Origin of the sequence: Daejeonella sp. (assembly GCF_036405355.1) — a bacterium.
Lineage (GTDB): Bacteria > Bacteroidota > Bacteroidia > Sphingobacteriales > Sphingobacteriaceae > Daejeonella.
The window spans coordinates 18,917-43,685 of the sequence record NZ_DASWXT010000139.1 but is presented as its reverse complement, the minus strand read 5'-3'; the positions used below and the strand labels follow the sequence as shown (position 1 = coordinate 43,685).

Sequence of the window (24,769 nt, the reverse complement as noted above, 5' to 3'; positions counted from 1 at the left end):
TACTTAACATTAAATTTACATAGAAATAATGTTAAATTAATATACTTATCCTTCTTTTTCGAAATTTTTACTCAGTTTTCCCAGCATTTCTTCCGGAATCTTCCTAAAATCTACTACTAAAAAACCATCGAGGCAGTCAGAAAATTTAGGATCAATATTGAAACTAATGAGCTTCGCATTTAAGGCCAGATATTGCCTTAACAGTACAGGAACCTTTATTTGAGAGCTTTCAATCTCTGAAATCAGGCTGTCCAGATTTTTAAGTGATTCATGTGATTCCAGTAGCAGGTCTTTATCAATTTTTGAAAAATCAAGCTTAAATTTTTTACGGGGTCTGACATATTCTGCCAATTCATGATCAAAATGATTTTTATTAATGAAATCAACAATAAGCGATTTGGATAGTCTGGAAAAGTTATTGCTGATGCTTACCGGACCTATCAGGTATCGATATTGCGGGTTTTCAATCAGGTACTTCAAAATCCCCTTCCAGAGCAGGAACAAGGGGAGTGGTTTTTGCTGGTATTCTTTACGGATCCAGGATCTTCCTAATTCCAGACTTTGTTGTAAAACAGGATAAAATTCCTCCCTGATTTTAAAAAGTTCATTCAGATAAAAGCCTCTTTTCCCGAAACTGTAAAAGATTTCATCTCCCTTTCCAATTCGGTAGGCACCGACGATCATTTTGCTTTCTTTGTCCCAAATAAATAAATGGTTGTAATAAATATCATATTCATCTAAATCTGTCGGCTTATTGGTGCCTTCGCCAACTTCCCTGAAAGTTATTTCCCGGAGTCTGCCTATTTCCTGAATGATATTAGGGAGAGCCGAACAAGGTGAAATATAAATCTCATAATTTTTTTCTGTCCAGATCTTATATTCAGCGAGGCTTTCTACCTCTTTCTCAAGTTTCTGATTTTCAATTGCCGGGACAATGGATTGCGGTGTTTTCTTTACCTTGAATATATTACGCGGATTAAATATATTTCGTTGATTTTCAAGTCTGGCACCCAATGCATAAGTTCTAGCCCGCAGGAGATCGAGTAATTTTGCAGGGTCTTGCTGATAATTCAGATCGGATGGTAAGATTGCTTTCCCAATTCTTAGCCTGATGGTGTGCCCACGTTTATTGAAAAGCTCTGATGGTAATTTTGCAGTTCTTAATGTGGGATGGATAAAACCGAGAAGATTAAAAAGAAGTCCGTTATTGCCATGAAAATAAATTGGAACAACTGGCACATTCGCTTTGGCAATTAATTTTCCAACCACCGGATGCCATTGCCTGTCAGTGATTTGCTGGGTATCAGCCTTAAATGTTGAAACCTCGCCCGCTGGGAATATCCCTATTGGCGTACCTGAACGAAGTAATTCCAGGCTTTGTTTGATACCACTAATGCTGGATGAATGTTCTATTGTTTCGAAAGGATTTACAGCGATGAAGTGCTCACTTAGATTTGGAATTTTTTTCAATAAAAAATTAGCCATGAGTTTGGAATCCGGCCTCATCATGAACATGATCTTCAATAAAATAAGTCCTTCAATTCCACCATATGGGTGATTAGCAATGGCAATAAAAGCGCCATTTGGGGGTATGTTTTTAAGCTCTTTTTCATCAAACTCAACTTTTATCCCAATAACCTGCAGTATTTTGTCTATAAAGCTTATTCCGCTAAGGTGCTCAGCTTTTTGAAAGACCTTATTAACCTCATTGATTTTCATTACTTCCATCAATATGGAAGCCAATCCCGGCATGTATATTTTGTTGAGTTTGGTCGCTCTGGAAAATTCTTCTTTGGTAATAATTTTCATTTGAAAACCGATGGGATTGTTCAGATTTGAATTTTTATTCAACCACAATGTACTGATTTGTTAACAGATTTTTTTTGCAAATATCTGGAATCCGGAATTAGATAATCAAAATATTTGAATTACTTTTATGTTATATCTGTGACTTACTTGATCCCCCAATACCGTTAAATATCTTCACGGTAATCTAAAGCAATGCAGATCTATAATTGCTTTTGTCGATTTAAATCAGGTTATGTATCGTTTCAAAAATCTGCTCAGGTCATACTTTAGTTTTTCTAAAAAAGAATTGAACGGGATTTTTGTGCTATTTAGTCTTATGTTACTTATTTTAATAATTCCTTATTTATATCCTTTGTTTGTTAAAGATGAGAAATATGATTTTGAGAGTTTTAGGATTGAGGCAGAGCGGTTCAGAGCTTTGGCTACCAAAAGAGAACGGGAACAAAAGAAGGGCGGGAGTGATCAGGAGCTGAGTTTAGTAAAGCCAGTGTATTTTGAATTCGATCCTAACGGACTCAGTGATCAGCGTTGGCTACAGCTTGGATTGTCAGTTAAGCAGATCAGGGTAATTCGAAATTACGAGTTGAAGGGTGGCAGGTTTTTCAAAAAGGAGGATTTAAGGCGAATTTATTCGATATCTCCTGAACAATATAAATTGCTCGAACCTTTTGTTCGGATTAGCAATGCCACTTCACTGAAAGATTCAAAGAATTTCAAAGCAAATTACAAGCCGGAGGACATCCCGTTCCGCAATATTGCACCCATTATTGAATTGAATTCAGCGGATTCAATTGAGCTTGAAAGTATTCATGGGATAGGTCCGGCTTTTGCATCCAGGATAATCCGTTTCCGGAAGCGTTTGGGTGGCTTTTACCGTAAAGAACAATTGCTGGAAGTATATGGAATGGATTCTGTCAAATACGATCAGTTAAAAGATTTAATTAAGGTAAATGCCGGATTAATCACTAAGATTAATCTGAATACATTTACTTTTGACGAAATCAGAAGGCATCCTTATTTAACTTATAAACAGATGAATGCTATCATTCAATACCGTTCACAGCATGGATCCTTTAAATCTATTGATGAATTAATGAAAATTGCGATACTGAATGAGGAAATTATCCGTAAAATTGAACCATACATTGTTTTAAGCCCATGATTAGTACTAAACTGGAAAATGCCATAAGAGATATTGCTGATTTTCCGAAGCCCGGTATCGTTTTTAAGGATATAACTCCAATATTGAAAGATGCCAGTCTTTGCAGCGAGGTTATCAATGAATTTGTGAACCGGCTGGATGGTATTAAGATAGATGTGATTGCTGGTATCGAAAGCAGAGGCTTTTTATTCGGGCTGATGCTCGCGAATAAACTTGGTATTCCATTCGTGCCAATCAGAAAGAAGGGAAAACTGCCCTTCAAGACTGTAGAAGAACCGTGTGAGCTGGAATATGGATCGGCGGTACTGGAATTACATGCGGATGCAATTTATCCCGGGCAAAGGGTGCTGATACACGATGATCTGCTTGCAACAGGCGGAACTGTGAGTGCTGCTACACGTCTGGTTCAAAAATTAGATGGGGAGGTTGCCGGCTATGCTTTTGTGATCAGCCTTGATTTTCTCAATGCCAGAGAAAAGCTCCAAGTAGTTTCCGAAAATATTATCACATTGGTTTCCTGTAAATAATTTCTGAGGAAGTACTATTCCTGCTGTATGTCCGAAATATTTGAACCGGAAACCGTTTTGTTCTGTTCTCATTTCAATTTTCCAGGGCTGAAAAGGGTACTATAATTGCTATACTTGTAAACTAACCAAATTATTTTATGCAATCAATTATAGCACCCGAATCAGCCGGGATGAATTTCAGTTTATCTGAAAATCAGCAGATGATTATTACTATGGTACGTGATTTTGCCGAAAAACATATCCGTCCGCATGTCATGGAATGGGATGAAGCCCAAACCTTTCCTATAGAAACGTTCAAAAAACTTGGTGAACTGGGATTGATGGGAGTCCTTGTTCCTGAAGAATATGGCGGGTCAGGATTGAGCTATTTCGAGTATGTCAGTATCATAACTGAAATTTCAAAAGTCTGCGGATCTATCGGACTTTCTGTTGCAGCACATAATTCTTTATGTACCGGACATATACTGGCCTTTGCCAATAATGAGCAAAAGCTTCGCTGGCTACCTAAGCTGGCTACTGCAGAATGGATAGGAGCATGGGGTTTAACCGAAGCAAATACCGGTTCTGATGCAATGGGGATGAATACTACAGCAGTTCTTGATGGCGATTATTATGTAGTCAATGGTTCAAAGAACTGGATAACCCATGGTAAATCTGGTGATGTGGCCGTTGTGATGGTTAGAACCGGAGAAAAGGGTGATTCCAGAGGAATTTCAACACTTGTTATTGAAAAGGGAACTCCCGGTTTTTCCCATGGTAAAAAAGAAAACAAACTTGGGATGCGGGCTTCTGAAACAACCGAACTCATATTTGACAACTGCCGTGTTCCGAAAGAAAATCTGTTGGGTAAGGAAGGTGAAGGTTTTAAACAGGCTATGTACGTGCTTGATGGTGGAAGGATTTCTATTGCAGCATTGTCCTTAGGTATGGCAAAAGGAGCTTTGCAGGCAGCAGTTTCTTATTCAAAGGAACGTTATCAGTTCGGTCAGCCAATTTCCAGTTTTCAGGGTATCTCATTTAAAATTGCGGATATGGCCACAGAGGTTGAAGCAGCAGAATTGCTTATCATGCAGGCAGCTGATCTTAAAAATCGTGGAAAAAATGTTACCCGTGAATCTGCAATGGCAAAATATTTTGCATCTGAAGTATGTGTCAGAACTGCAACAGAGGCTGTTCAGATTTTTGGGGGATATGGTTACACGAAAGATTTTCCGGTAGAGAAATTTTACAGGGATTCCAAACTATGTACTATAGGGGAGGGTACTTCCGAAATTCAGAAAATAGTAATAGCCAGAGAGATTCTTAAATAGAATTTTCATATTAAACTTCATTATGTGAACTAAACACTGCAATTTGTATTTGGTGGAGGTTTTGATTTGTTTCTTATCAGGTGAACTGAGCCGGATTTTAGGGGATTATTTTCATTATTTTTGATAGATAGAAATACTTTATTCAAAAGAAATTTGCAATTTCACCAACCTGATGAAGTTTATAATTCAAGGGATTAATCTTATTAAATCCGTACTGTCAGACATTATTGATCCTGTAAAGAAGGCCAGAATTCACATTCTGTTCTACATGATGTCGATTTCGATATTGTTTTCATTATCGCTTACCGTTATTTACCTTATTGATGGACCACCAATGCAGTTATTGCGAATACTAGTGGTGTTGGGTCTGCTTTTTTATGGATTAAGGCAAATATTACTATATCATAATCACAGACCTGCTGCACATACAGCTATTTTAATTCTGAATTTTCTGGTCTGGTCAAATATATTTGTGATTGGGAATGCGATAAGTATTGTAACTATACAATACATTCTGCTTGCGATGACGATAAGTTTCTATTTGCTTGACAATCGTTTCGGGATAATCTACTCAATTCTGACTTTGGTTCCGGTTTTCGTTTATTTCTTTGTGAAGGGTGCAAATGAATCAGATGCCTTCATAAATGGTCAGCAAACGAGTGAACCAATATTTATCGCTGTAATGATGTTCAACTTCTTTCAGTTGATCTTTGTGAATTATCATTTTCTAAAAGGTTTTCATGATGCCATTTCCCGGCTCGAGAAATCACAGGTTGAAGAGAAGGCATTGAATGAACAGTTAAAGTCTGCGATAGAAATGGCAGAAAATTCGTCCAAAGCAAAGTCAGATTTTCTATCAACCATGTCGCATGAGTTAAGAACACCCTTAAATTCGGTGATTGGAATGAGCCATGTTCTGCTGGCAGATAATCCCAGGGAAGATCAGGCTGAAAATTTGAAAGTACTACATTTTTCAGCAGAGAGTCTTCTGGCACTCATTAATGACATACTCGATTTCAACAAGCTAGATTATGGTAAAATTGAAATGGAGAGGATCGGCTTTTATCCTGCTGAACTGATTGGGCGGATTCATAGTGGTCTGAAATATCAGTCGGATGAAAAGGGGCTTTCCTTCAGGCTGGGACTTGACAATAGTTTAAAGGATATTGCTGTAATAGGAGACCCTACCAGGCTTTTACAGATATTGTTCAATCTTGCAGGAAATGCAATCAAATTTACTTCAAAAGGTGAAATTGGACTATCTGTGGAACTGATTGATTTGGATAAGGAAAATGTAACACTGGCTTTCGCGGTTTCAGATACGGGAATTGGTATCAGTGAAGAGCAGAAAGGAATTATTTTTGAGCCTTTCACACAGGCATCCAATAAAATTACCAGAAAATTTGGTGGCTCCGGCCTTGGATTGGCAATTACCAAACAGCTTCTGGATCTTCACGGCAGTTATATTGAGTTAAAAAGTGAAGTTGGTGTAGGGACTACCTTTAAATTTGAAATAAAGTATCAAAGAGCCGTTTCTAATGATGTGACGGTTAATTCACTTCTGGAAGCTAATGTGCTTGCAAATGAGGACATTAGCTGGCTGAATATTCTTGTTGCAGAAGATAATGCGATGAATATCCTGTTAATGAAAAAGCTTTTAGCAAGCTGGGATATAAAAGCTGACTTTGCTTTAGATGGATTGGAGGCATATGAAATGGCTAGGGGGAAATTTTACGATATTATTTTGATGGATATTCATATGCCTGTAATGGACGGCTATGAATCTTCAAAAATGATTATTTCATTTTATGAGGATAAGCCTGAAGCTCCTTATATTATAGCTCTGACTGCCTCCGTCGCCAACGATATTTATAACAAAATTAAACTTGCCGGATTAGACGATTATGTGTCAAAACCATTTAATCCTACTGAACTGAAAAACAAACTAATTAATCTGTCGAGGTTAATTTCAAAATAGGATTTAATTCTTCGCCAACCTTGCTTTGTTAATTTTGTTCTTCTGAATACTTTGGTTGGGGGAATACTTAACCTCTTTAAAACAGCATGAACTATTTTTTTATTTTCTAAAATATCATTTTTCAATATTTTTTGTAGATTTGCAGTCCAAAACCGAAAGGGGGTATCTGTATATTATGATCATTATTAATGTAAAAGACGGCGAATCATTAGATAAAGCACTTAAGCGCTTTAAAAAGAAATTCGAAAAGACCGGTGTATTAAGAGAACTTCGCAGCCGTCAGGCCTACGAAAAGAAATCAATTACCCGCCGTACTCAGGTTAAGAAAGCTATTTATAAGCAAGGATTGAACATCGAATCTGTTTAATTTTTCTTTTTTAGATATATTCAAAAACTATTTGTATATTCAATTCGTTGGATATGCAAATAGTTTTTGATGTTTATAGAGCAATTCATACAATACCTGCAATTTGAAAAACGGTTCTCTCCACTTACCGTTATAGCCTATCAGAAAGATCTTAATCAATTCCTTGTTTTTTTAGCCTTATCCGAATCAGAGCTATTAATTGTGACACACCAGCAGGTACGAAGCTGGATGGTGGCGTTAATGGATCAGGGCAATGAAGCAAAAACTATTAATCGCAAGATTTCAAGTCTTCGTTCATTTTATAAATTCCTGCAGAGGAATGATTTAATCAAAGCTAATCCAATGACGCAGGTAAGGGCTCCTAAGATCCCAAAACGCCTGCCAGTTTTTGTTACAGAACAGAAAATGGACACACTTTTAGATGGAGGGTTTGACTTTAGCGATGGTTTCTCAGGATTGCGGGATCGGTTGATTATCGAACTGCTGTATGGTACAGGTATACGGCTTGCAGAACTCGTAGGACTCAAAGATGAAGATGTCGATAATTATGGTCAGCAGATCAGGGTTTTGGGTAAGCGGAATAAACAGCGGATTATACCTGTCCACAGTTCTCTCGCAAAACTGATTGCAGATTATAAATTTCAAAAATTAAGTCAAAATTTTAATAACAAAAGCAAGACTTTGATCGTTACAGATAATGGAAGGGATGTTTATCCAAAGTTTGTGTACCGAACGGTTCGGACAGTTTTGTCTACTGTTTCAACGCACGATAAAAAAAGTCCGCATATTTTGAGACATAGCTTTGCAACATCACTATTAAACAGGGGAGCTGATTTAAATGCTATAAAGGAGTTGCTCGGGCATTCCAGTCTGGCGGCCACGCAGGTTTATACCCATAACTCGGTAGAAAAGTTGAAAGCTATTTACAAACAGGCTCATCCCAAAGCATAGCTATTTTAGGAAATAATTTGACCAAACTATAACACAATATCCCCGTTTATCCGGGGCAATTATCTTAATTTTATATAAACAAAAAGGAGGCAATATGAAAATCAGAGTGCAATCGATCCATTTTACAGCAGATATTAAATTGCTGGATTTTATACAGAAGAAAGCAGACAAGCTGGATCAGTTTTATGATCAGATAATTGGCGGGGATGTATACCTCAGATTAGAGAAAACAGAAGATGAAGCAAATAAGATTGCAGAGATAAAACTGGCAATTCCAGGGAATGACCTCTTTGCAAAAGAGCAGTGTAAGAGTTTTGAAGAGGCTACAGATAAGGCAATGGAATCGCTCAGAAGGCAGCTTGACAAACACAAGGAAAAAGTTCGTTCAAGACTTAGTAACCATAAAGAGGTAAGTTTATCAGACGAAATTTTATAATTTCTTTTTTTCTAAAGCTCTAATTATTAGGGCCTTTTTCGGCAGTCAAATGGACTGCCGATTTTTTTTTGTAAAAAATTTTGTCCGACCTTAAATTTTCGTAGATTTGCAGTCCATTTCAGAGGGGGTTATAAATATTGATAGCCAACCTGAGCTGGAAAAGGTTCTTTAAGTTATTAATAGTTTAAAGGTTTATACATTTCGCCTCCTTAGCTCAGCTGGTAGAGCAACTGACTTGTAATCAGTAGGTCATTGGTTCGATCCCGATAGGAGGCTCAGAAATGTTGGGGGGGTTCCAGAGCGGTCAAATGGGACGGACTGTAAATCCGTTACTTCGGTTTCGAAGGTTCGAATCCTTCCCCCCCCACAACCAAATTTGCAAATTAGCAAATTTGAGAATTAGCAAATTGAATCAGTGGTTTATCAGAACAGCTGAGTTTTTGTTAAGGAATGTTGCCCAATTTGCTAATTTGCTCATTTGCTAATTATCGAATTGATTTGCGGAAGTAGCTCAGTTGGTAGAGCGATAGCCTTCCAAGCTATAGGTCGCGAGTTCGAACCTCGTCTTCCGCTCAAAGGTTTTTTACCTTCTTTGGTTCATCTAAAGTGAATGGATAAAGGTGATGAGCCTGAGAGCAAATTAAAAGCCGACGTAGCTCAGCGGTAGAGCACTTCCTTGGTAAGGAAGAGGTCATGGGTTCAAGTCCCATCGTTGGCTCAGCATTGAATTAAATTAGAACAATAATAAAATTAACCTAATAATAAGTATAAAACAAAATGGCAAAAGAAAAATTTGACCGCAGTAAGCCGCATTTAAATATCGGTACAATCGGTCACGTTGACCACGGTAAAACTACACTTACAGCAGCTATCACTAAAGTGTTATCTGATGCAGGCTTTTCTGAAGCACGTTCATTTGATTCAATTGACTCTGCTCCGGAAGAAAAAGAAAGAGGTATCACCATTAATACTGCCCACGTGGAGTATTCAACCGCTTCTCGTCACTATGCTCACGTTGACTGTCCAGGTCACGCGGATTATGTGAAGAACATGGTTACTGGTGCTGCTCAAATGGATGGTGCAATCATTGTAGTTGCTGCTACTGATGGTCCTATGCCACAAACTCGTGAACACATCCTTCTTGCACGTCAGGTAGGTGTACCTTCATTGGTTGTATTTATGAATAAAGTTGATATGGTTGACGATCCTGAATTACTTGAATTAGTAGAGATGGAGATCCGTGAACTATTAAGCTTCTACGAATTCCCTGGTGATGATATTCCTGTAATTCAGGGTTCTGCATTAGGTGGTCTTAACGGAGATCCAAAATGGGTTGCTAAGATCATGGAATTAATGGATGCTGTAGATAGCTATATTCCAATTCCTCCACGTTTGACTGAACTTCCTTTCCTTATGCCGGTTGAAGATGTATTCTCGATCACTGGTCGTGGTACTGTTGCAACAGGACGTATCGAAAGAGGAGTAATTAACTCAGGTGAGGCAGTTGATATCTTAGGTATGGGTGCTGAAAACTTAAAATCAGTTGTTACTGGTGTTGAGATGTTCCGTAAGATATTAGACAGAGGTGAAGCTGGTGATAACGTAGGTTTATTGTTACGTGGTATTGAGAAAACTGATATCCGTCGTGGTATGGTTATCTGTAAGCCAGGTTCAGTAACTCCACATACTGACTTCAAAGCTGAGATCTATGTATTGTCAAAAGCTGAAGGTGGACGTCACACTCCATTCTTCAACAAATACCGTCCACAGTTCTACTTCCGTACAACAGACGTTACAGGTGAGATCACTCTTGCTGAAGGAGTAGAAATGGTTATGCCAGGTGATAACGTTACAATCAGTGTAAAATTGATCAACGCAATCGCAATGGAAAAAGGACTTCGTTTTGCAATCCGTGAGGGTGGTAGAACAGTAGGTGCCGGACAGGTGACTGAAATTGTAAAATAACAATTTCTTATAAAGGTTAATTGGATAACATAAGTCCCTTTATTGTGGACTTATGTTTTCTTATAATACACGGGCTTAGTTTACAGATCAGTCTGTAAACACAGTTTTAATAGACGGGAATAGTTCAATGGTAGAATAGAGGTCTCCAAAACCTTTGATCAGGGTTCGAATCCTTGTTCCCGTGCTTATGCTAAATAGAAGATGGCTAACGTAGTAGAGTTTTTAAAAGAATCGTATACAGAAATGACTCAGAAAGTAACCTGGCCAACATGGATAGAGTTACAGAATTCAGCTGTATTGGTATTGATTGCTTCCATTATTATCTCACTTGTGATATTAGCAATGGATGAAACCGCCGGTAATGCATTAAAGATGTTTTATAAATCTCTGGCATAATTCATATGAGCGATCAATTAAAATGGTATGTAGTTAGAGCTGTCAGCGGCAAAGAGAAAAAAGTAAAACAATACCTCGAGGCAGAAGTTAATCGTCTGGGAATTGCGCATCTTTTACCTCAGGTTCTGATTCCGATGGAGAAATACTATCAGATGAAGGATGGTAAGAAGATTGCAAAAGAAAGAAACTTCTATCCCGGATATGTTCTTATCGAAGCTGCGCTTGACGGAGAACTCGAGCACGTAATAAAAGGAATCAATAGTGTTATTGGTTTCCTTGGCGATAAGGGGGGTAATGCCGTTCCAATGAGAGCTGCTGAAGTTAACCGGATCTTAGGTAAGGTTGACGAAATGGCCGAACAGGGCGAATCAATGAATGTACCTTATTATGTTGGTGAGAATGTGAAGGTGATGGATGGTCCGTTCAATGGATTTACTGGCGTTATCGAAGAGGTAAATGAAGAGAAAAAGAAACTTAAGGTAATGGTTAAGATCTTCGGAAGAAGAACACCACTTGAGTTGAATTATATGCAAGTCGAGAAGGAGTAGTAAGTTATAAGTTGTAAGTCGCATACGACACTTACAACCTACAACTTATAACTTAAAAGGTCTTAAATGTTACATAGCTTCCACTACTAACATTGAGTTAAAAACAAATCAATAAAAATGGCAAAAGAAGTCGGTGCTTTAATAAAATTACAGATCAAGGGCGGCGCTGCTAATCCATCTCCACCAGTTGGTCCCGCATTGGGAGCAAAAGGTGTGAACATCATGGAGTTTTGCAAGCAGTTTAATGCGCGTACCCAAGATAAGCCAGGTAAAGTTTTACCGGTTGTAATCACTGTTTATGTCGACAAGTCATTCGATTTTATCATCAAAACTCCACCTGTAGCTATCCAATTACTGGAAGTAACAGGTTTAAAGAGTGGTTCTGCAGAGCCTAACCGTAAAAAGGTTTCCAGTGTAAACTGGGATCAGGTTGAAAGCATTGCCAAAGATAAAATGACCGACTTGAACGCATTTACTGTCGAGTCAGCCATGAAAATGGTTGCTGGTACAGCACGCAGTATGGGAATTACCGTTAGCGGTGATGCACCCTGGAACAATTAATTATACAAAATCAGTTTAAGAAGTGGCTAGATTAACAAAAAATCAAAAATTGGCACATTCCAAAATTGAGGTTGGGAAAGCATACTCTTTAACCCAGGCTTCGGCTCTGGTTAAAGATATCACAACTACTAAATTTGATGCTTCGGTTGACCTGGATGTACGCTTAGGCGTAGATCCGCGTAAAGCGAATCAAATGGTACGTGGTATTGCAAATCTTCCTCATGGGACCGGTAAAACTGTTCGTGTATTAGTTCTTTGCACTCCTGATAAGGAAGCAGAAGCTAAAGCAGCAGGAGCAGATTACGTAGGTCTGGATGAATACATTGCCAAAATAGAAGGTGGATGGACTGACGTTGATATCATAATTACCATGCCTAGTGTTATGGCAAAAGTAGGTAAACTTGGCCGTGTTTTAGGTCCAAGAAACCTGATGCCAAACCCTAAGTCGGGAACTGTTACCACTGATGTGGGTAAAGCAGTAACTGATGTTAAAGGTGGTAAGATCGATTTCAAAGTTGATAAAACAGGAATCATTCATGCTTCTATCGGAAAAGTATCTTTCGATGCTGATAAAATTTATGAGAACGCACTTGAAGTAATTCAGACGATCTCTAAATTGAAACCTTCAGCAGCAAAAGGAACTTATTTCAAGAGCATACACATGTCGTCGACAATGAGTCCGGGAATAGAAATTGAAACTAAATCAGTAGCAGGAATCTAATCATGAGAAAAGAAGAAAAACACGAAGTTGTTCTTGCTTTAACAGAGACGATTGCTGAGTACGGTAATTTTTACATTACCGATACTGCAAACCTGTCTGTAGCAAAAGTAAATGATATTCGCCGCAAATGTTTCGAAAACGATATCAAAATGCAGGTTGCTAAGAATAAACTAATCAGAAAGGCTATGGAAGCCTCTGAAGGTGATTTTAGCGAAATGTTTGACGTACTTAAAGGATCTTCATCTATATTATTCTCAAAATCAGCAAACGCTCCGGCTAAACTGATCAAACAATTGAGGAAATCAGGTGATAAACCGGTACTTAAAGCTGCATATATTGATTCAGCAGTATTCATTGGCGATAATCAGTTAGATGCCCTGATTAACCTTAAATCTAAGGAAGAATTGGTGGCAGACATCATTGCATTGCTTCAATCTCCTGCTAAAAACGTTATCTCCGGCTTACAGTCAGGTGGTAATAAGCTTGCAGGAATTGTTAAAACATTACAAGAAAGAGGGTAACGAACACCTTAGAGTTCGATTAAATTATTCAAGTACAGAATTTTAAAATTAAAATAAAATGGCAGATTTAAAATCGTTTGCTGAGCAATTAGTAAACTTAACAGTAAAAGAAGTTAACGAATTAGCTCAAATATTAAAAGATGAGTATGGTATCGAGCCAGCTGCAGCAGCAGTGGCAGTAGCAGCAGTTTCTGGTGGCGGTGACGCTCCTGCAGCAGCAGCAGAGCAAACAGCTTTCGATGTAATCCTGAAAGAAGCTGGTGGTTCTAAACTAGCAGTTGTGAAATTGGTAAAAGACCTTACAGGTTTAGGCTTGAAAGAAGCTAAAGATTTAGTAGACGGAGCACCAAAAGAAGTTAAAACTGGTGTTGATAAAGCAGAAGCTGAGTCATTGAAAAAAGCACTGGAAGAAGCTGGAGCAACTGTTGAGATTAAGTAATCTTAACTCATAAAGATTATGGCCTTAGACTCCGATTTTCATCGGGGTCTATTGCCATTTGTATTATACCCATTTGATGTTAGACCTACATACCCGCCCCGGGCGGATGAACAGGACACAGTTTATTTACTAAACTAAATTCTCAATCCCTTGGCAAACAAAATTAAGCACAACGAAAGAGTAAATTTTGCTACCAGTAAGCATGTGATGGACTATCCCGATTTCCTGGATGTTCAACTGCAATCTTTCAGAGAATTTTTTCAGCTTGAAACAACTTCAGACAACCGCCATCAGGAAGGTTTGTTTAAAGTTTTCTCTGAGAACTTTCCGATCTCTGACTCAAGAAACATATTCGTTCTGGAATTTCTTGATTATTTCATTGATCCGCCGCGCTATGATATACACGAATGTATCGAGCGTGGTTTAACCTACAGTGTTCCTCTGAAGGCCAAGCTTCGCTTGTCTTGTAATGATGCTGAACACGAAGACTTTGAAACAATAGTACAGGATGTGTATTTGGGAACTATCCCTTACATGACTCCTAAAGGTACATTTGTTATCAATGGTGCTGAGCGTGTAATTGTATCTCAATTGCACCGTTCACCGGGTGTATTCTTCGGCCAGAGCCGTCATACAAACGGAACCAAATTATATTCAGCCCGTGTAATTCCATTTAAAGGTTCTTGGATTGAATTTGCTACCGACGTAAATAACGTCATGTATGCTTATATCGATCGTAAGAAAAAATTCCCGGTTACCACACTTTTACGTGCAATCGGTTATGATTCTGATAAAGACATCCTTGAATTATTCGAACTTGCTGATGAAGTAAAAGTCAGTAAATCCGGTTTAAAGAAAGCTGTAGGCCGTAAACTTGCCGCCAGGGTTCTTAAGAAGTGGGTGGAAGATTTTGTGGATGAAGATACCGGTGAAGTTGTTTCTATTGATCGTAATGAGATCATTATGGAACGTGAAACTGTCCTTGAAGACGAGCATATCGATATGATCATTGAAGCTGGTGTAAAAACGATCATCCTAACTAAAGATGATGCAGTAAACAGCGGTGATTATACTATTATATATAATACTTTACAAAAAGATACCTCTAACTCAGAAAAAGAAGCGGTAGAACATATCTATCGTCAGCTTCGTAACGCTGAACCACCTGATGAAGAAACAGCCCGCGGTATTATTGACCGTTTGTTCTTCTCAGACAAGAGATATGATTTGGGTGATGTGGGTCGTTACCGCATTAACCGTAAATTGAAATTAGCAACTCCTATTGAAACTAAGGTTTTAACAAAACAGGATATCATTGCCATCGTTAAGTACCTGATCAAACTGATCAATTCTAAAGCTGAGGTGGATGATATTGATCACTTGTCAAACCGTCGTGTTCGTACAGTAGGTGAGCAGTTATATGCACAGTTCGGCGTTGGTCTGGCCCGTATGGCCCGTACAATCCGCGAGAGAATGAACATCCGTGACAACGAGGTGTTTACTCCAACCGATCTGATTAATGCACGTACATTATCTTCTGTGATCAATTCATTCTTCGGAACGAATCAGTTATCACAGTTCATGGATCAAACCAATCCGCTTGCCGAGATTACACACAAGCGTCGTCTTTCAGCATTAGGCCCCGGTGGTCTTTCACGTGAGCGTGCGGGTTTTGAGGTTCGTGACGTTCACTATACTCACTATGGTCGTTTATGTACCATTGAAACTCCTGAAGGTCCGAATATCGGTTTGATTTCTTCTTTATGTGTTCATGCAAAGATCAACAACCTTGGTTTTATCGAAACTCCTTACCGTAAGGTTGAGGATGGTCGTGTTGTTGTCGAAGAACCTGTAATTTACCTTTCTGCAGAAGATGAAGAAGGTAAAACTATTGGTCAGGCCAATGCGGTTTATGATGATAAAGGTAATTTCGAAACTCCGCATGTTAAAGCACGTTACGAAGGTGATTTTCCTGTAATTGAGCCTAAAAAGCTTGATTTGATGGATATTGCACCAAACCAGATCACTTCAATTGCGGCTTCATTAATTCCATTCCTGGAACATGATGATGCTAACCGTGCATTGATGGGATCGAACATGCAGCGTCAGGCAGTTCCATTACTGCGTCCGGAAGCTCCGATTGTTGGTACAGGTCTTGAAGGCAGAGTAGCCCGTGATTCACGTACCCTGATCAATGCAGAAGGTACCGGTGTTGTGGAATATGTAGATGCGAATGAGATCCGTATCCGTTACGAAAGAAATGAGGACGATGTTCTTGTATCATTCGAAGGTGAGGTTAAATCATACCGACTGATCAAATTCAAGAAAACGAACCAGAGTACCTGTATCAATTTGAAACCTATCGTTAAAAAAGGTCAGAAAGTTGAAAAAGGACAGGTTCTTTGTGAAGGATATGCAACTCAGGATGGAGAATTAGCATTGGGTAGAAACCTGAAAGTAGCATTCATGCCTTGGCAGGGATTCAACTTCGAGGATGCGATTGTTATTTCTGAACGTGTGGTATCTCAGGATATCTTCACTTCACTGCATATTGAAGAATTTGAGCTTGAAGTTCGTGACACCAAGCGTGGAGAGGAGGAGTTAACTCCTGATATTCCTAACGTATCTGAAGAGGCTACAAAAGACCTTGATGAGAACGGAATTATCCGTGTAGGTGCCGAGATTAAGGAAGGTGATATTCTGATTGGCAAGATCACTCCAAAAGGAGAGTCTGATCCTTCACCGGAAGAAAAACTTTTACGTGCGATCTTTGGTGACAAAGCTGGTGATGTGAAAGATGCGTCCCTTAAAACTCCTCCTTCAATTCACGGAGTTGTTATTGATACTAAATTATTCTCCCGCGCTAAGAAAACAACAAAGCAGGAAGAGAAAGCACTGATTGAGAAATTAGATGCTAAACATAATAAGGCAGTTAAGGAATTGAAAGATACCTTGATTGAGAAATTGTTCGTCATTGTGAATGGTAAAACTTCACAGGGTGTATTCAATGTGTACAAAGAACTACTGGTAGCTAAAGGAGTGAAATTCACCCAGAAGATACTTACTGAGCTTGAGTATGCTAATGTGAATCCAACTAAATGGACAACTGATGACGACAAAAACGAGCTGATCAAACAAACGCTTCACAATTACAACATTAAGCTTAATGAAGAGCTTGGTGCTTACAAACGTGATAAGTTTGCAATCAGTGTAGGAGATGAGCTTCCATCGGGAATTGTTCAGATGGCTAAAGTTTATGTTGCTAAGAAACGTAAGCTGAAAGTAGGTGATAAGATGGCCGGACGTCACGGAAATAAAGGTATCGTTGCGAGAATCGTTCGTGATGAAGACATGCCTTTCCTTGAAGACGGAACTCCTGTGGATATCGTGTTGAATCCATTGGGTGTACCATCACGTATGAACCTTGGACAGATCTATGAGACAGTATTGGGATGGGCCGGTAAAGAACTTGGAATGAAGTTCGCTACTCCGATCTTCGACGGTGCATCACATGATGAGGTTGAAGAGTGGGTAGATAAAGCAGGAATTCCTAAATCAGGAAGAACCTATCTATACAATGGTTTAACCGGAGATCGTTTCGATCAGCAGACAACAGTTGGTATTATTTATATGCTGAAACTGGGTCACATGGTTGATGATAAGATGCACGCTCGTTCAATCGGACCATATTCATTGATTACGCAGCAGCCTTTGGGTGGTAAAGCCCAGTTCGGAGGTCAGCGTTTCGGTGAGATGGAGGTTTGGGCTCTTGAAGCATTCGGTGCTGCTAACATTCTTCAGGAAATACTTACTGTTAAATCTGATGATGTTGTGGGCCGTGCAAAAACCTACGAAGCGATTGTTAAAGGTGAAAACCTTCCAACCCCATCAGTTCCTGAATCATTCAATGTATTGGTTCATGAATTAAGAGGTTTAGGTTTAGATATCACATTGGATTAAGTTATAAGTTATAAGTTGTAAGTAATAAGTTTCGACCGATTTACTTACAACTTACAACTTAAGACTTACAACTAAAAAAAAGCTATGTCTTACAAGAAAGATAATAAAATCAAAAGTAATTTCACCTCGATAACCATTAGTCTTGCTTCTCCTGAATCTATTCTGGAGCGTTCAAGCGGTGAGGTGTTAAAACCGGAAACTATCAACTACCGGACTTACAAACCAGAGCGTGATGGCTTATTCTGCGAGCGTATTTTTGGTCCTGTGAAGGATTACGAATGCCATTGCGGTAAATACAAGCGTATCCGTTACAAAGGTATTGTCTGCGACCGTTGCGGGGTTGAGGTAACTGAAAAGAAAGTGCGCCGTGAGCGTATGGGACACATCAATCTTGTGGTTCCTGTTGCACACATCTGGTACTTCCGTTCATTACCAAACAAAATTGGTTACCTTTTGGGGTTACCAACCAAAAAGCTTGATCTGATCATTTATTATGAGCGCTATGTAGTAATACAGGCTGGTATTAAAGAAGCAGATGGTATCCAGAAAATGGATTTCCTGACAGAAGAAGAGTATCTGGATATACTGGATTCACTTCCAAAAGAAAATCAATACCTGGATGATAAAGACCCGGAGAAATTTATCGCTAAGATGGGTGCTGAGGCTCTTCAGGATCTTTTAGGCCGTTTAGACCTTGATCAGCAGTCTTATGACCTTCGTCATCAGGCAGCAACTGAAACTTCACAGCAACGTAAAACTGAGGCCTTAAAACGCCTGCAGGTTGTTGAAGCTTTCCGTGGTGCAAATACCCGTATTGAGAATAATCCTGAGTGGATGATCGTTAAGATCGTTCCGGTTATTCCACCAGAGTTGAGGCCTCTTGTTCCACTCGAGGGTGGCCGTTTCGCGACTTCCGATCTGAATGATCTTTATCGTCGTGTAATTATCCGTAACAACCGTTTGAAGCGTTTGATCGAGATCAAAGCTCCGGAGGTAATTTTACGTAATGAGAAGCGCATGCTTCAGGAGTCAGTTGATTCATTATTTGACAACTCACGTAAAGTAAATGCGGTAAAAACTGAAGGTAACCGTGCGTTAAAATCTTTATCAGATATTCTTAAAGGTAAGCAGGGACGTTTCCGTCAAAACTTATTGGGTAAACGTGTGGATTATTCAGCACGTTCAGTAATTGTTGTCGGACCAAACCTGAAACTTCATGAGTGTGGTTTGCCAAAAGATATGGCAGCTGAGCTCTTCAAACCATTTATCATTCGTAAGATGATCGAAAGAGGAGTGGTTAAGACGGTTAAATCTGCAAAGAAGATCGTAGACAAAAAAGATCCTATCGTTTGGGATATCCTTGAGAATGTATTGAAAGGTCACCCGGTATTATTAAACCGTGCTCCTACATTGCACCGTTTGGGTATCCAGTCTTTCCAGCCAAAACTGGTTGAGGGAAAGGCAATTCAGTTACACCCATTGGTATGTACTGCATTCAACGCGGATTTTGACGGTGACCAGATGGCTGTGCATTTACCTTTGGGTAATGCTGCAATTCTGGAAGCCCAGATGCTGATGCTTGCTTCACACAACATTCTGAACCCTGCCAACGGTACTCCTATCACCGTACCTTCGCAGGATATGGTTTTGGGTCTTTATTATATTACTAAAGGCCGCAGAACTGACGAAGGACGTGTTGTATTAGGACAGGATCAGATATTCTATTCACCTGAAGAAGTAATTATAGCTTATAATGAGCGTAAAATTGATCTTCATGCTTTCATTAAGGTTAAAGCCAATGTGAAAGAGAAAGATGGTTCTATTGTTAATAAACTAATCGATACTACTGTTGGCCGTGTGTTATTTAACCAGAGAGTGCCTGTTGAAGTAGGATATATTAATGAATTGCTGACCAAAAAGTCACTTCGTGACATTATTGGTGATGTAGTTAAAGCAACCGGTATGGCCCGGGCGGCACAGTTCCTCGATGATATCAAGGAACTAGGTTTCCAGATGGCATTCCAGGGAGGACTTTCGTTCAACCTTCAGGATTTGAATATCCCTGCTGAAAAGGCTCATTTAATTGACCAGGCAAGTAAAGAGGTTGAGGAAGTAATGAACAACTATAACATGGGATTCATTACCAATAACGAGCGTTATAACCAAATTATCGATATCTGGACCCGTATCAACAACCGTTTAACGGCTAATGTGATGAATCAGCTTTCAAGCGATAATCAGGGCTTTAACTCGGTGTACATGATGCTTGATTCTGGTGCCCGTGGTTCCAAAGAGCAGATTCGTCAGCTTTGCGGTATGCGTGGTCTGATGGCTAAGCCTCAGAAATCAGGTTCAGGAGGTGAGATCATAGAAAACCCAATCTTATCCAACTTTAAAGAAGGATTGTCGGTATTGGAGTACTTCATTTCTACCCACGGTGCACGTAAAGGTTTGGCCGATACAGCATTGAAGACTGCCGATGCGGGTTACTTAACCCGTCGTTTGCATGATGTGGCTCAGGATATGATCGTTGGTGAAACTGATTGCGGTACTTTGAGAGGTATTTATACAACTGCTCTGAAAGATAACGAGGATATTGTTGAACCATTATACGACAGAATCTTAGGTAGAACCAGCTTGCATGATGTTTATGATCCGTTAACAGGAGAGCTATTAGTTTCTGCAGGTGAGGATATTGAAGAGGATGTAGCAGTTAAAATTGAAAGTTCACCACTCGAAGGAATTGAAATTCGTTCGGTACTGACCTGCGAAAGCAAGCGTGGTGTTTGCGCATTATGTTACGGACGTAACCTTGCAACCGGTAAACGTGTGCAAATGGGTGAGGCTGTAGGTGTAATTGCTGCACAATCAATCGGTGAGCCTGGAACACAGTTAACGCTTCGTACTTTCCACGTGGGTGGTACAGCATCTAACATTGCTGCTGAATCTCAGATCAATGCGAAATTTGACGGTGTAATTGAGTTCGAAAACGTGAGAACTGTAAGCCATGATACTCCTGAAGGAACTCTTGAAGTTGTATTGGGCCGTTCAGGTGAGTTCCGGATCGTTGAGCCGGGAACCAAGAAAATGATCATGTCAAACAACATCCCTTACGGAGCATTTTTGTATGTGAAGGATGGTGCTAAAATATCTAAAGGCGACAAGATTTGTAGCTGGGATCCATATAATGCGGTTATTATCTCTGAATTTGAAGGTAAAGCTGAATTTGAGGCGATCATCGAAGGTGTTACCTTCCGTGAAGAATCTGATGAGCAAACCGGTCACAGAGAAAAAGTTATTATTGATACCCGTGATAAGACCAAGAATCCGGTTATACGTGTTGCGGATAAGAAAGGTAATGGTCTGAAAGGTTATAACATTCCGGTAGGAGCACACATTGCAGTTGAAGAGAACGAAAAAGTTAAAATCGGACAAATTATTGCAAAGATTCCACGCTCTACAGGAAAAACAAGGGATATTACAGGTGGTTTACCAAGGGTAACCGAGTTATTTGAGGCACGTAATCCATCAAATCCTGCAGTTGTTACTGAGATCGATGGTGTTGTAACCTTAGGTGGTGTTAAACGTGGTAATCGTGAGATGTCTATTGAATCAAAAGACGGACAGATTAAGAAATACCTTGTTCCATTGTCAAAACACATCCTTGTACAGGATAATGACTTTGTAAAAGCCGGTATGCCATTGTCTGACGGTTCTATTTCACCTGCTGATATTCTTGCAATTAAAGGCCCTGCCGCAGTTCAGGAATATCTGGTAAACGGTATACAGGAAGTTTACCGTTTACAGGGTGTGAAGATCAATGATAAGCACTTTGAAACCATCGTTCACCAAATGATGCAGAAAGTGATGATTGAGGATGCCGGTGATACCCGTTTCCTTGAAAAAGAACTTGTTGATCGTTGGGATTTCCAACTGGAGAATGATGAAATCTATGATAAGAAAGTAGTTACTGAGCCTGGAGATTCTCCAAACCTGAAAGCTGGTCAGATCATTTCTGTACGTAAATTGAGAGATGAGAATTCAGTATTGAAGCGTAAAGACCTGAAACTTGTTGAAACCCGCGATGCAATCGCAGCAACTTCAAGTCAAATGCTTCAGGGTATTACCCGTGCATCATTAGGTACCAAGTCATTCATCTCTGCAGCTTCCTTCCAGGAAACTACTAAGGTGTTAAACGAGGCTGCTATCAGTGGTAAACGTGATAACCTGCTGGGTCTGAAAGAAAACGTAATCGTAGGTCACCTGATTCCTTCAGGAACAGGATTGAGACAGTACGAGCGTATCATTGTTGGTTCTCAGGAAGAATACGATAAATTGATGGCTTCGAAATTGGAAGAAGCAGAAGCTTAAAAGCTGAAAGCATAAAGCTAAAAGGCAAAAGCCGGATATTGAAAAAAAAAGTCCTCTCAACCGAGAGGACTTTTTTTATTGATAAAAATTGAATGTATAATTTATAACTTTGAGTTATGGAAGAGCAAAACGTAGAAAATCAGTTAAATATCGAACTTTCTGAAGAAGTTGCAGAAGGTATTTACTCCAATCTGGCTGTTATAACCCATTCAAACTCAGAATTTGTGCTTGATTTTATCAGGGTAATGCCTGGTGTTCCAAAAGCAAGGGTCAAATCCAGAATCGTATTAACCCCTGAACATGCCAAGCGTTTTATGATTGCTCTTGAAGAAAATATTGAAAAATTTGAAGCCCAGCACGGCAGAATAAAGATCAATACAGAGCAACCCGGATTCCCATTGAACTTTGGTGGTCCAACAGCACAGGCCTAAGTGAGAAATCGTTTAAATAAGCTCGTTTTTGGTAATCAGAATTCAGGGAATTCAAAATCTCCTGCACATACTCACCATTTTACGAAGATCCAAAATGTATGGGATAGTACTCATTATGCTGATTTTGGTATAGAACGAATACTCAGGTTGTTTCTGGTAGGTTCAAAGATTTTCTTTCCGGGTATTTATATTGATTACCTGACCAAAAACTCGACGCTATACAAAAGAAAACTCGTTGGCGAATTTTATGTGATCTTCAAAACACTGGTGCCTTTCATTATGCTTTATTTCAGCCTGTGGAATCATTTGGGACTTTACATTTTAAATATCTATCTGCTTGTCGAGACCTTTTTACACATTTTCCACAAGATATTCCTCCCCGAGCATGACCATGATAAAATGGTTAATCGCTCAATCATTTTGCTATTCTTTAATTTTATTGAAGTAATTGCATCTTTTGGGGTTATCTATGCTGCCGGTAATTACCTGAATCAGCCGGTTCAAAGTTGGGTTGATGCTCTCTATTTCAGTTTTATAACCGGTGTTACGATAGGTTATGGGGATTTTCATCCTGCTAATGAACAGGGAAAGATCCTGGTGATGATTCAGACCCTGAGTACGATGGCTTTTCTGTTCCTGTTCTTTAATTTTTTTGGTCCCCGTTCCGGAGAGAGGATATCACATCATCAAGATAGTTAAAAATAGAACCAGACTCCTGTGGATCAAACCACTTGATATCTTCTGATTTTTTGAACCAGGTAATCTGCCTTTTTGCAAACCTTCGGGTATTTTGTTTAATCTTATCGATTGCTTCTTCTTCTGACAGTTTTCCATCGAAATATTCGAAAACTTCTGAATATCCAACGGTATTCAGAGCGTTTAGATGCCTGTATTCCTTAAGTCCCTCCACTTCCTTAAGTAATCCATTTTCAAGCATCTGATCAACCCTGAGGTTGATTTGTTCGTATAATTTCCCCCGGTTCGGACTAATCGCCAGTTTAATGATATTGAAATTTCTCTTTTTTGGGATGTTGGTGCGAAAAGAAGAAAATGGTTTTCCTGAGGTTTCGAAGACTTCAAGCGCGCGTATTAAGCGTTGCGGATTGTGGATATCGACTTCTGCATAATACGCAGGATCAGCTTTTTTTAATTTCTCCTGCAGATGTTCAATGCCCTTCTCATCAAGAAGCTGATTTAACCTGGATCTGGTTTCTTCTGATGCTACAGGCAATTCGTCAAAGCCATTGCATACTGCATTGATGAATAATCCGGAGCCACCCACGAGGATTACCTGATCATGGGATTTGAATAGCTCTTTTAGAAGATTGATCACCTTCTTTTCGAAATCACCGACGCTAAAGAAGTCTTTTATTGAATGGCTATCGATTAAATGATGTCTGACAGCCGCCAATTCTTCTTTTGAAGGTTTGGCGGTACCAATACTCATTTCCCGGTAGAACTGCCTGGAGTCGGCTGATATGATCTCAGTCTTGAAATGTTTCGCTATCTGGATAGCCAGTGCGGTTTTTCCTGCTGCTGTCGGACCTGCAATAACGATCAGTGTTTTGCTCATACAGCTTCCGGTTTAAGGCTGATTACTGATTAATATTCATCCTTTTGAAGATCATCAGCATCATAACCTTCATTATCAGAGAATTCATCCATAAACTCATCTTTTTCCTCTTCTTCCTCCTCTGCAGCTTCTTCGCCGGTATTGATTCCCATATCACTCATTTGCTCCAGATCTTCAGTGTCTTCAGGCTGGAAATCAAGTTCATTCAGGAAATCAAACTCTTCAGATACCTCTGTTGCTGCTGCAGTAGGAATGATTCCACTGCCTGTAATTTTGGGAGCTTCGCCAATGCTACGGGCAACACATGGATATGTTTTTCCCGGCTCATCACTCAGAATTATTTTAACCAGTTCAACATGAAAGTCGAAGGGCCTGTCGAAATTATAGGTATAATAGAATTTTTGATGCGGGTCATCAATAAAACTGCTGAGTTTTGAATTACCCATTAAGGCTACCCCATTATTTACCTTCCTCTGGTTAGGTAAAAAGGCAATTTCTTCATTCTTTATCCACTGATCGTTGCTTACATAAAAGGAGGAAGAGGCCTCAACCTGATATCCTGTCGATTGGTGGATAGCCCGGTGAAGGTCTTCAAATGTTTGATTTGATTTAATGTCAATATCGCGTTCGATATCATCATAATCCTCAAAAGAAACCCTGAATCTATATATTGCCATGTTCTTGTTTTATTATTTACAAAAATACTATTTGATTATGTGCTTAAAGATTTTTATTCAGCTATT

The 24,769-nt window shown here is 39.3% G+C and carries 21 protein-coding genes and 5 tRNA genes; 23 read left to right on the top strand and 3 right to left on the bottom strand.

The features are described 5' to 3' along the window. Positions 1-45: 45 nt before the first annotated feature. Positions 46-1,809 (bottom strand): lysophospholipid acyltransferase family protein, encoded by a 1,764-nt coding sequence (locus tag VGE44_RS17460; protein ID WP_331081555.1) that lies wholly within the window; start codon positions 1,807-1,809, stop codon positions 46-48. 232 nt (positions 1,810-2,041) lie between these two features. On the opposite strand from VGE44_RS17460, the gene VGE44_RS17455 reads away from it, so the two are divergent. From VGE44_RS17455 to VGE44_RS17345, 23 genes are all read left to right on the top strand, one after another. Continuing rightward, positions 2,042-2,971: a helix-hairpin-helix domain-containing protein gene (locus VGE44_RS17455; protein ID WP_331081553.1), complete on the top strand. Its 930-nt coding sequence runs from the start codon at positions 2,042-2,044 to the stop codon at positions 2,969-2,971. Further along, on the top strand, positions 2,968-3,498 hold the full coding sequence (locus VGE44_RS17450) for an adenine phosphoribosyltransferase (protein WP_331081551.1): 531 nt from the start codon (positions 2,968-2,970) through the stop codon (positions 3,496-3,498). Before VGE44_RS17455 ends, VGE44_RS17450 begins: the two co-directional genes overlap by 4 nt. A 170-nt stretch (positions 3,499-3,668) precedes the next feature. Then, positions 3,669-4,808 (top strand): acyl-CoA dehydrogenase, encoded by a 1,140-nt coding sequence (locus tag VGE44_RS17445; RefSeq protein ID WP_349256861.1) that lies wholly within the window; start codon positions 3,669-3,671, stop codon positions 4,806-4,808. 172 nt (positions 4,809-4,980) lie between these two features. Beyond that, on the top strand, positions 4,981-6,786 hold the full coding sequence (locus tag VGE44_RS17440) for an ATP-binding protein (protein WP_331081547.1): 1,806 nt from the start codon (positions 4,981-4,983) through the stop codon (positions 6,784-6,786). A gap of 175 nt (positions 6,787-6,961) precedes the next feature. Further along, positions 6,962-7,153, top strand: coding sequence for a 30S ribosomal protein S21 (rpsU, locus tag VGE44_RS17435; RefSeq protein WP_305365734.1), 192 nt, complete (start codon positions 6,962-6,964; stop codon positions 7,151-7,153). Positions 7,154-7,222: 69 nt separating this feature from the next. Continuing rightward, complete coding sequence (locus tag VGE44_RS17430) at positions 7,223-8,104, top strand: tyrosine-type recombinase/integrase (protein WP_331081545.1); 882 nt, start codon at positions 7,223-7,225, stop codon at positions 8,102-8,104. A gap of 94 nt (positions 8,105-8,198) precedes the next feature. Further along, positions 8,199-8,540, top strand: coding sequence for a ribosome hibernation-promoting factor, HPF/YfiA family (gene hpf, locus VGE44_RS17425; protein WP_331081543.1), 342 nt, complete (start codon positions 8,199-8,201; stop codon positions 8,538-8,540). A gap of 203 nt (positions 8,541-8,743) precedes the next feature. Further along, positions 8,744-8,816, top strand: a tRNA-Thr gene (locus VGE44_RS17420). 10 nt (positions 8,817-8,826) lie between these two features. Continuing rightward, a tRNA-Tyr gene (locus VGE44_RS17415) sits at positions 8,827-8,907 on the top strand. A 133-nt stretch (positions 8,908-9,040) separates the two neighbouring features. Beyond that, a tRNA-Gly gene (locus tag VGE44_RS17410) sits at positions 9,041-9,113 on the top strand. Between the two features lie 73 nt (positions 9,114-9,186). Then, a tRNA-Thr gene (locus VGE44_RS17405) sits at positions 9,187-9,258 on the top strand. Between the two features lie 59 nt (positions 9,259-9,317). Continuing rightward, on the top strand, positions 9,318-10,505 hold the full coding sequence (gene tuf, locus VGE44_RS17400) for an elongation factor Tu (RefSeq protein ID WP_331081541.1): 1,188 nt from the start codon (positions 9,318-9,320) through the stop codon (positions 10,503-10,505). A gap of 113 nt (positions 10,506-10,618) precedes the next feature. Next, positions 10,619-10,689, top strand: a tRNA-Trp gene (locus VGE44_RS17395). A 17-nt stretch (positions 10,690-10,706) separates the two neighbouring features. Continuing rightward, positions 10,707-10,901 carry a preprotein translocase subunit SecE gene (secE, locus tag VGE44_RS17390; protein ID WP_331081538.1) on the top strand — a complete coding sequence of 65 codons (195 nt, stop codon included), beginning with the start codon at positions 10,707-10,709 and terminating at the stop codon, positions 10,899-10,901. A gap of 5 nt (positions 10,902-10,906) precedes the next feature. Then, on the top strand, positions 10,907-11,449 hold the full coding sequence (gene nusG / locus VGE44_RS17385; protein ID WP_305365738.1) for a transcription termination/antitermination protein NusG: 543 nt from the start codon (positions 10,907-10,909) through the stop codon (positions 11,447-11,449). Positions 11,450-11,566: 117 nt separating this feature from the next. Next, complete coding sequence (rplK, locus tag VGE44_RS17380; protein WP_324485513.1) at positions 11,567-12,010, top strand: 50S ribosomal protein L11; 444 nt, start codon at positions 11,567-11,569, stop codon at positions 12,008-12,010. 22 nt (positions 12,011-12,032) lie between these two features. Continuing rightward, positions 12,033-12,731 carry a 50S ribosomal protein L1 gene (gene rplA, locus VGE44_RS17375; RefSeq protein WP_324485511.1) on the top strand — a complete coding sequence of 233 codons (699 nt, stop codon included), beginning with the start codon at positions 12,033-12,035 and terminating at the stop codon, positions 12,729-12,731. Positions 12,732-12,733: 2 nt separating this feature from the next. Further along, positions 12,734-13,252: a 50S ribosomal protein L10 gene (rplJ, locus tag VGE44_RS17370; protein WP_331081533.1), complete on the top strand. Its 519-nt coding sequence runs from the start codon at positions 12,734-12,736 to the stop codon at positions 13,250-13,252. Positions 13,253-13,310: 58 nt separating this feature from the next. Beyond that, positions 13,311-13,691 (top strand): 50S ribosomal protein L7/L12, encoded by a 381-nt coding sequence (gene rplL, locus VGE44_RS17365; RefSeq protein ID WP_305365742.1) that lies wholly within the window; start codon positions 13,311-13,313, stop codon positions 13,689-13,691. 150 nt (positions 13,692-13,841) lie between these two features. Beyond that, positions 13,842-17,651 (top strand): DNA-directed RNA polymerase subunit beta, encoded by a 3,810-nt coding sequence (gene rpoB, locus VGE44_RS17360; RefSeq protein ID WP_324485505.1) that lies wholly within the window; start codon positions 13,842-13,844, stop codon positions 17,649-17,651. Between the two features lie 84 nt (positions 17,652-17,735). Further along, positions 17,736-22,022, top strand: a complete 4,287-nt coding sequence (gene rpoC, locus VGE44_RS17355; protein WP_331081530.1) for a DNA-directed RNA polymerase subunit beta' — start codon at positions 17,736-17,738, stop codon at positions 22,020-22,022. Positions 22,023-22,138: 116 nt separating this feature from the next. After that, positions 22,139-22,453, top strand: coding sequence for a DUF3467 domain-containing protein (locus VGE44_RS17350; protein ID WP_331081528.1), 315 nt, complete (start codon positions 22,139-22,141; stop codon positions 22,451-22,453). After that, a complete protein-coding gene (locus tag VGE44_RS17345) occupies positions 22,454-23,152 on the top strand; it encodes a potassium channel family protein (protein ID WP_331081527.1) in 699 nt (232 codons plus the stop codon). On the opposite strand, the gene miaA is transcribed toward VGE44_RS17345, so the two are convergent. Together miaA and VGE44_RS17335 are read right to left on the bottom strand one after the other, a co-directional pair. Further along, positions 23,097-24,026, bottom strand: a complete 930-nt coding sequence (gene miaA, locus VGE44_RS17340; RefSeq protein ID WP_331081525.1) for a tRNA (adenosine(37)-N6)-dimethylallyltransferase MiaA — start codon at positions 24,024-24,026, stop codon at positions 23,097-23,099. The two genes, VGE44_RS17345 and miaA, sit on opposite strands and share 56 nt — an antisense overlap. 29 nt (positions 24,027-24,055) lie before the next feature. After that, positions 24,056-24,703, bottom strand: coding sequence for an IS1096 element passenger TnpR family protein (locus tag VGE44_RS17335; RefSeq protein WP_331081523.1), 648 nt, complete (start codon positions 24,701-24,703; stop codon positions 24,056-24,058). Positions 24,704-24,769 lie beyond the last annotated feature (66 nt).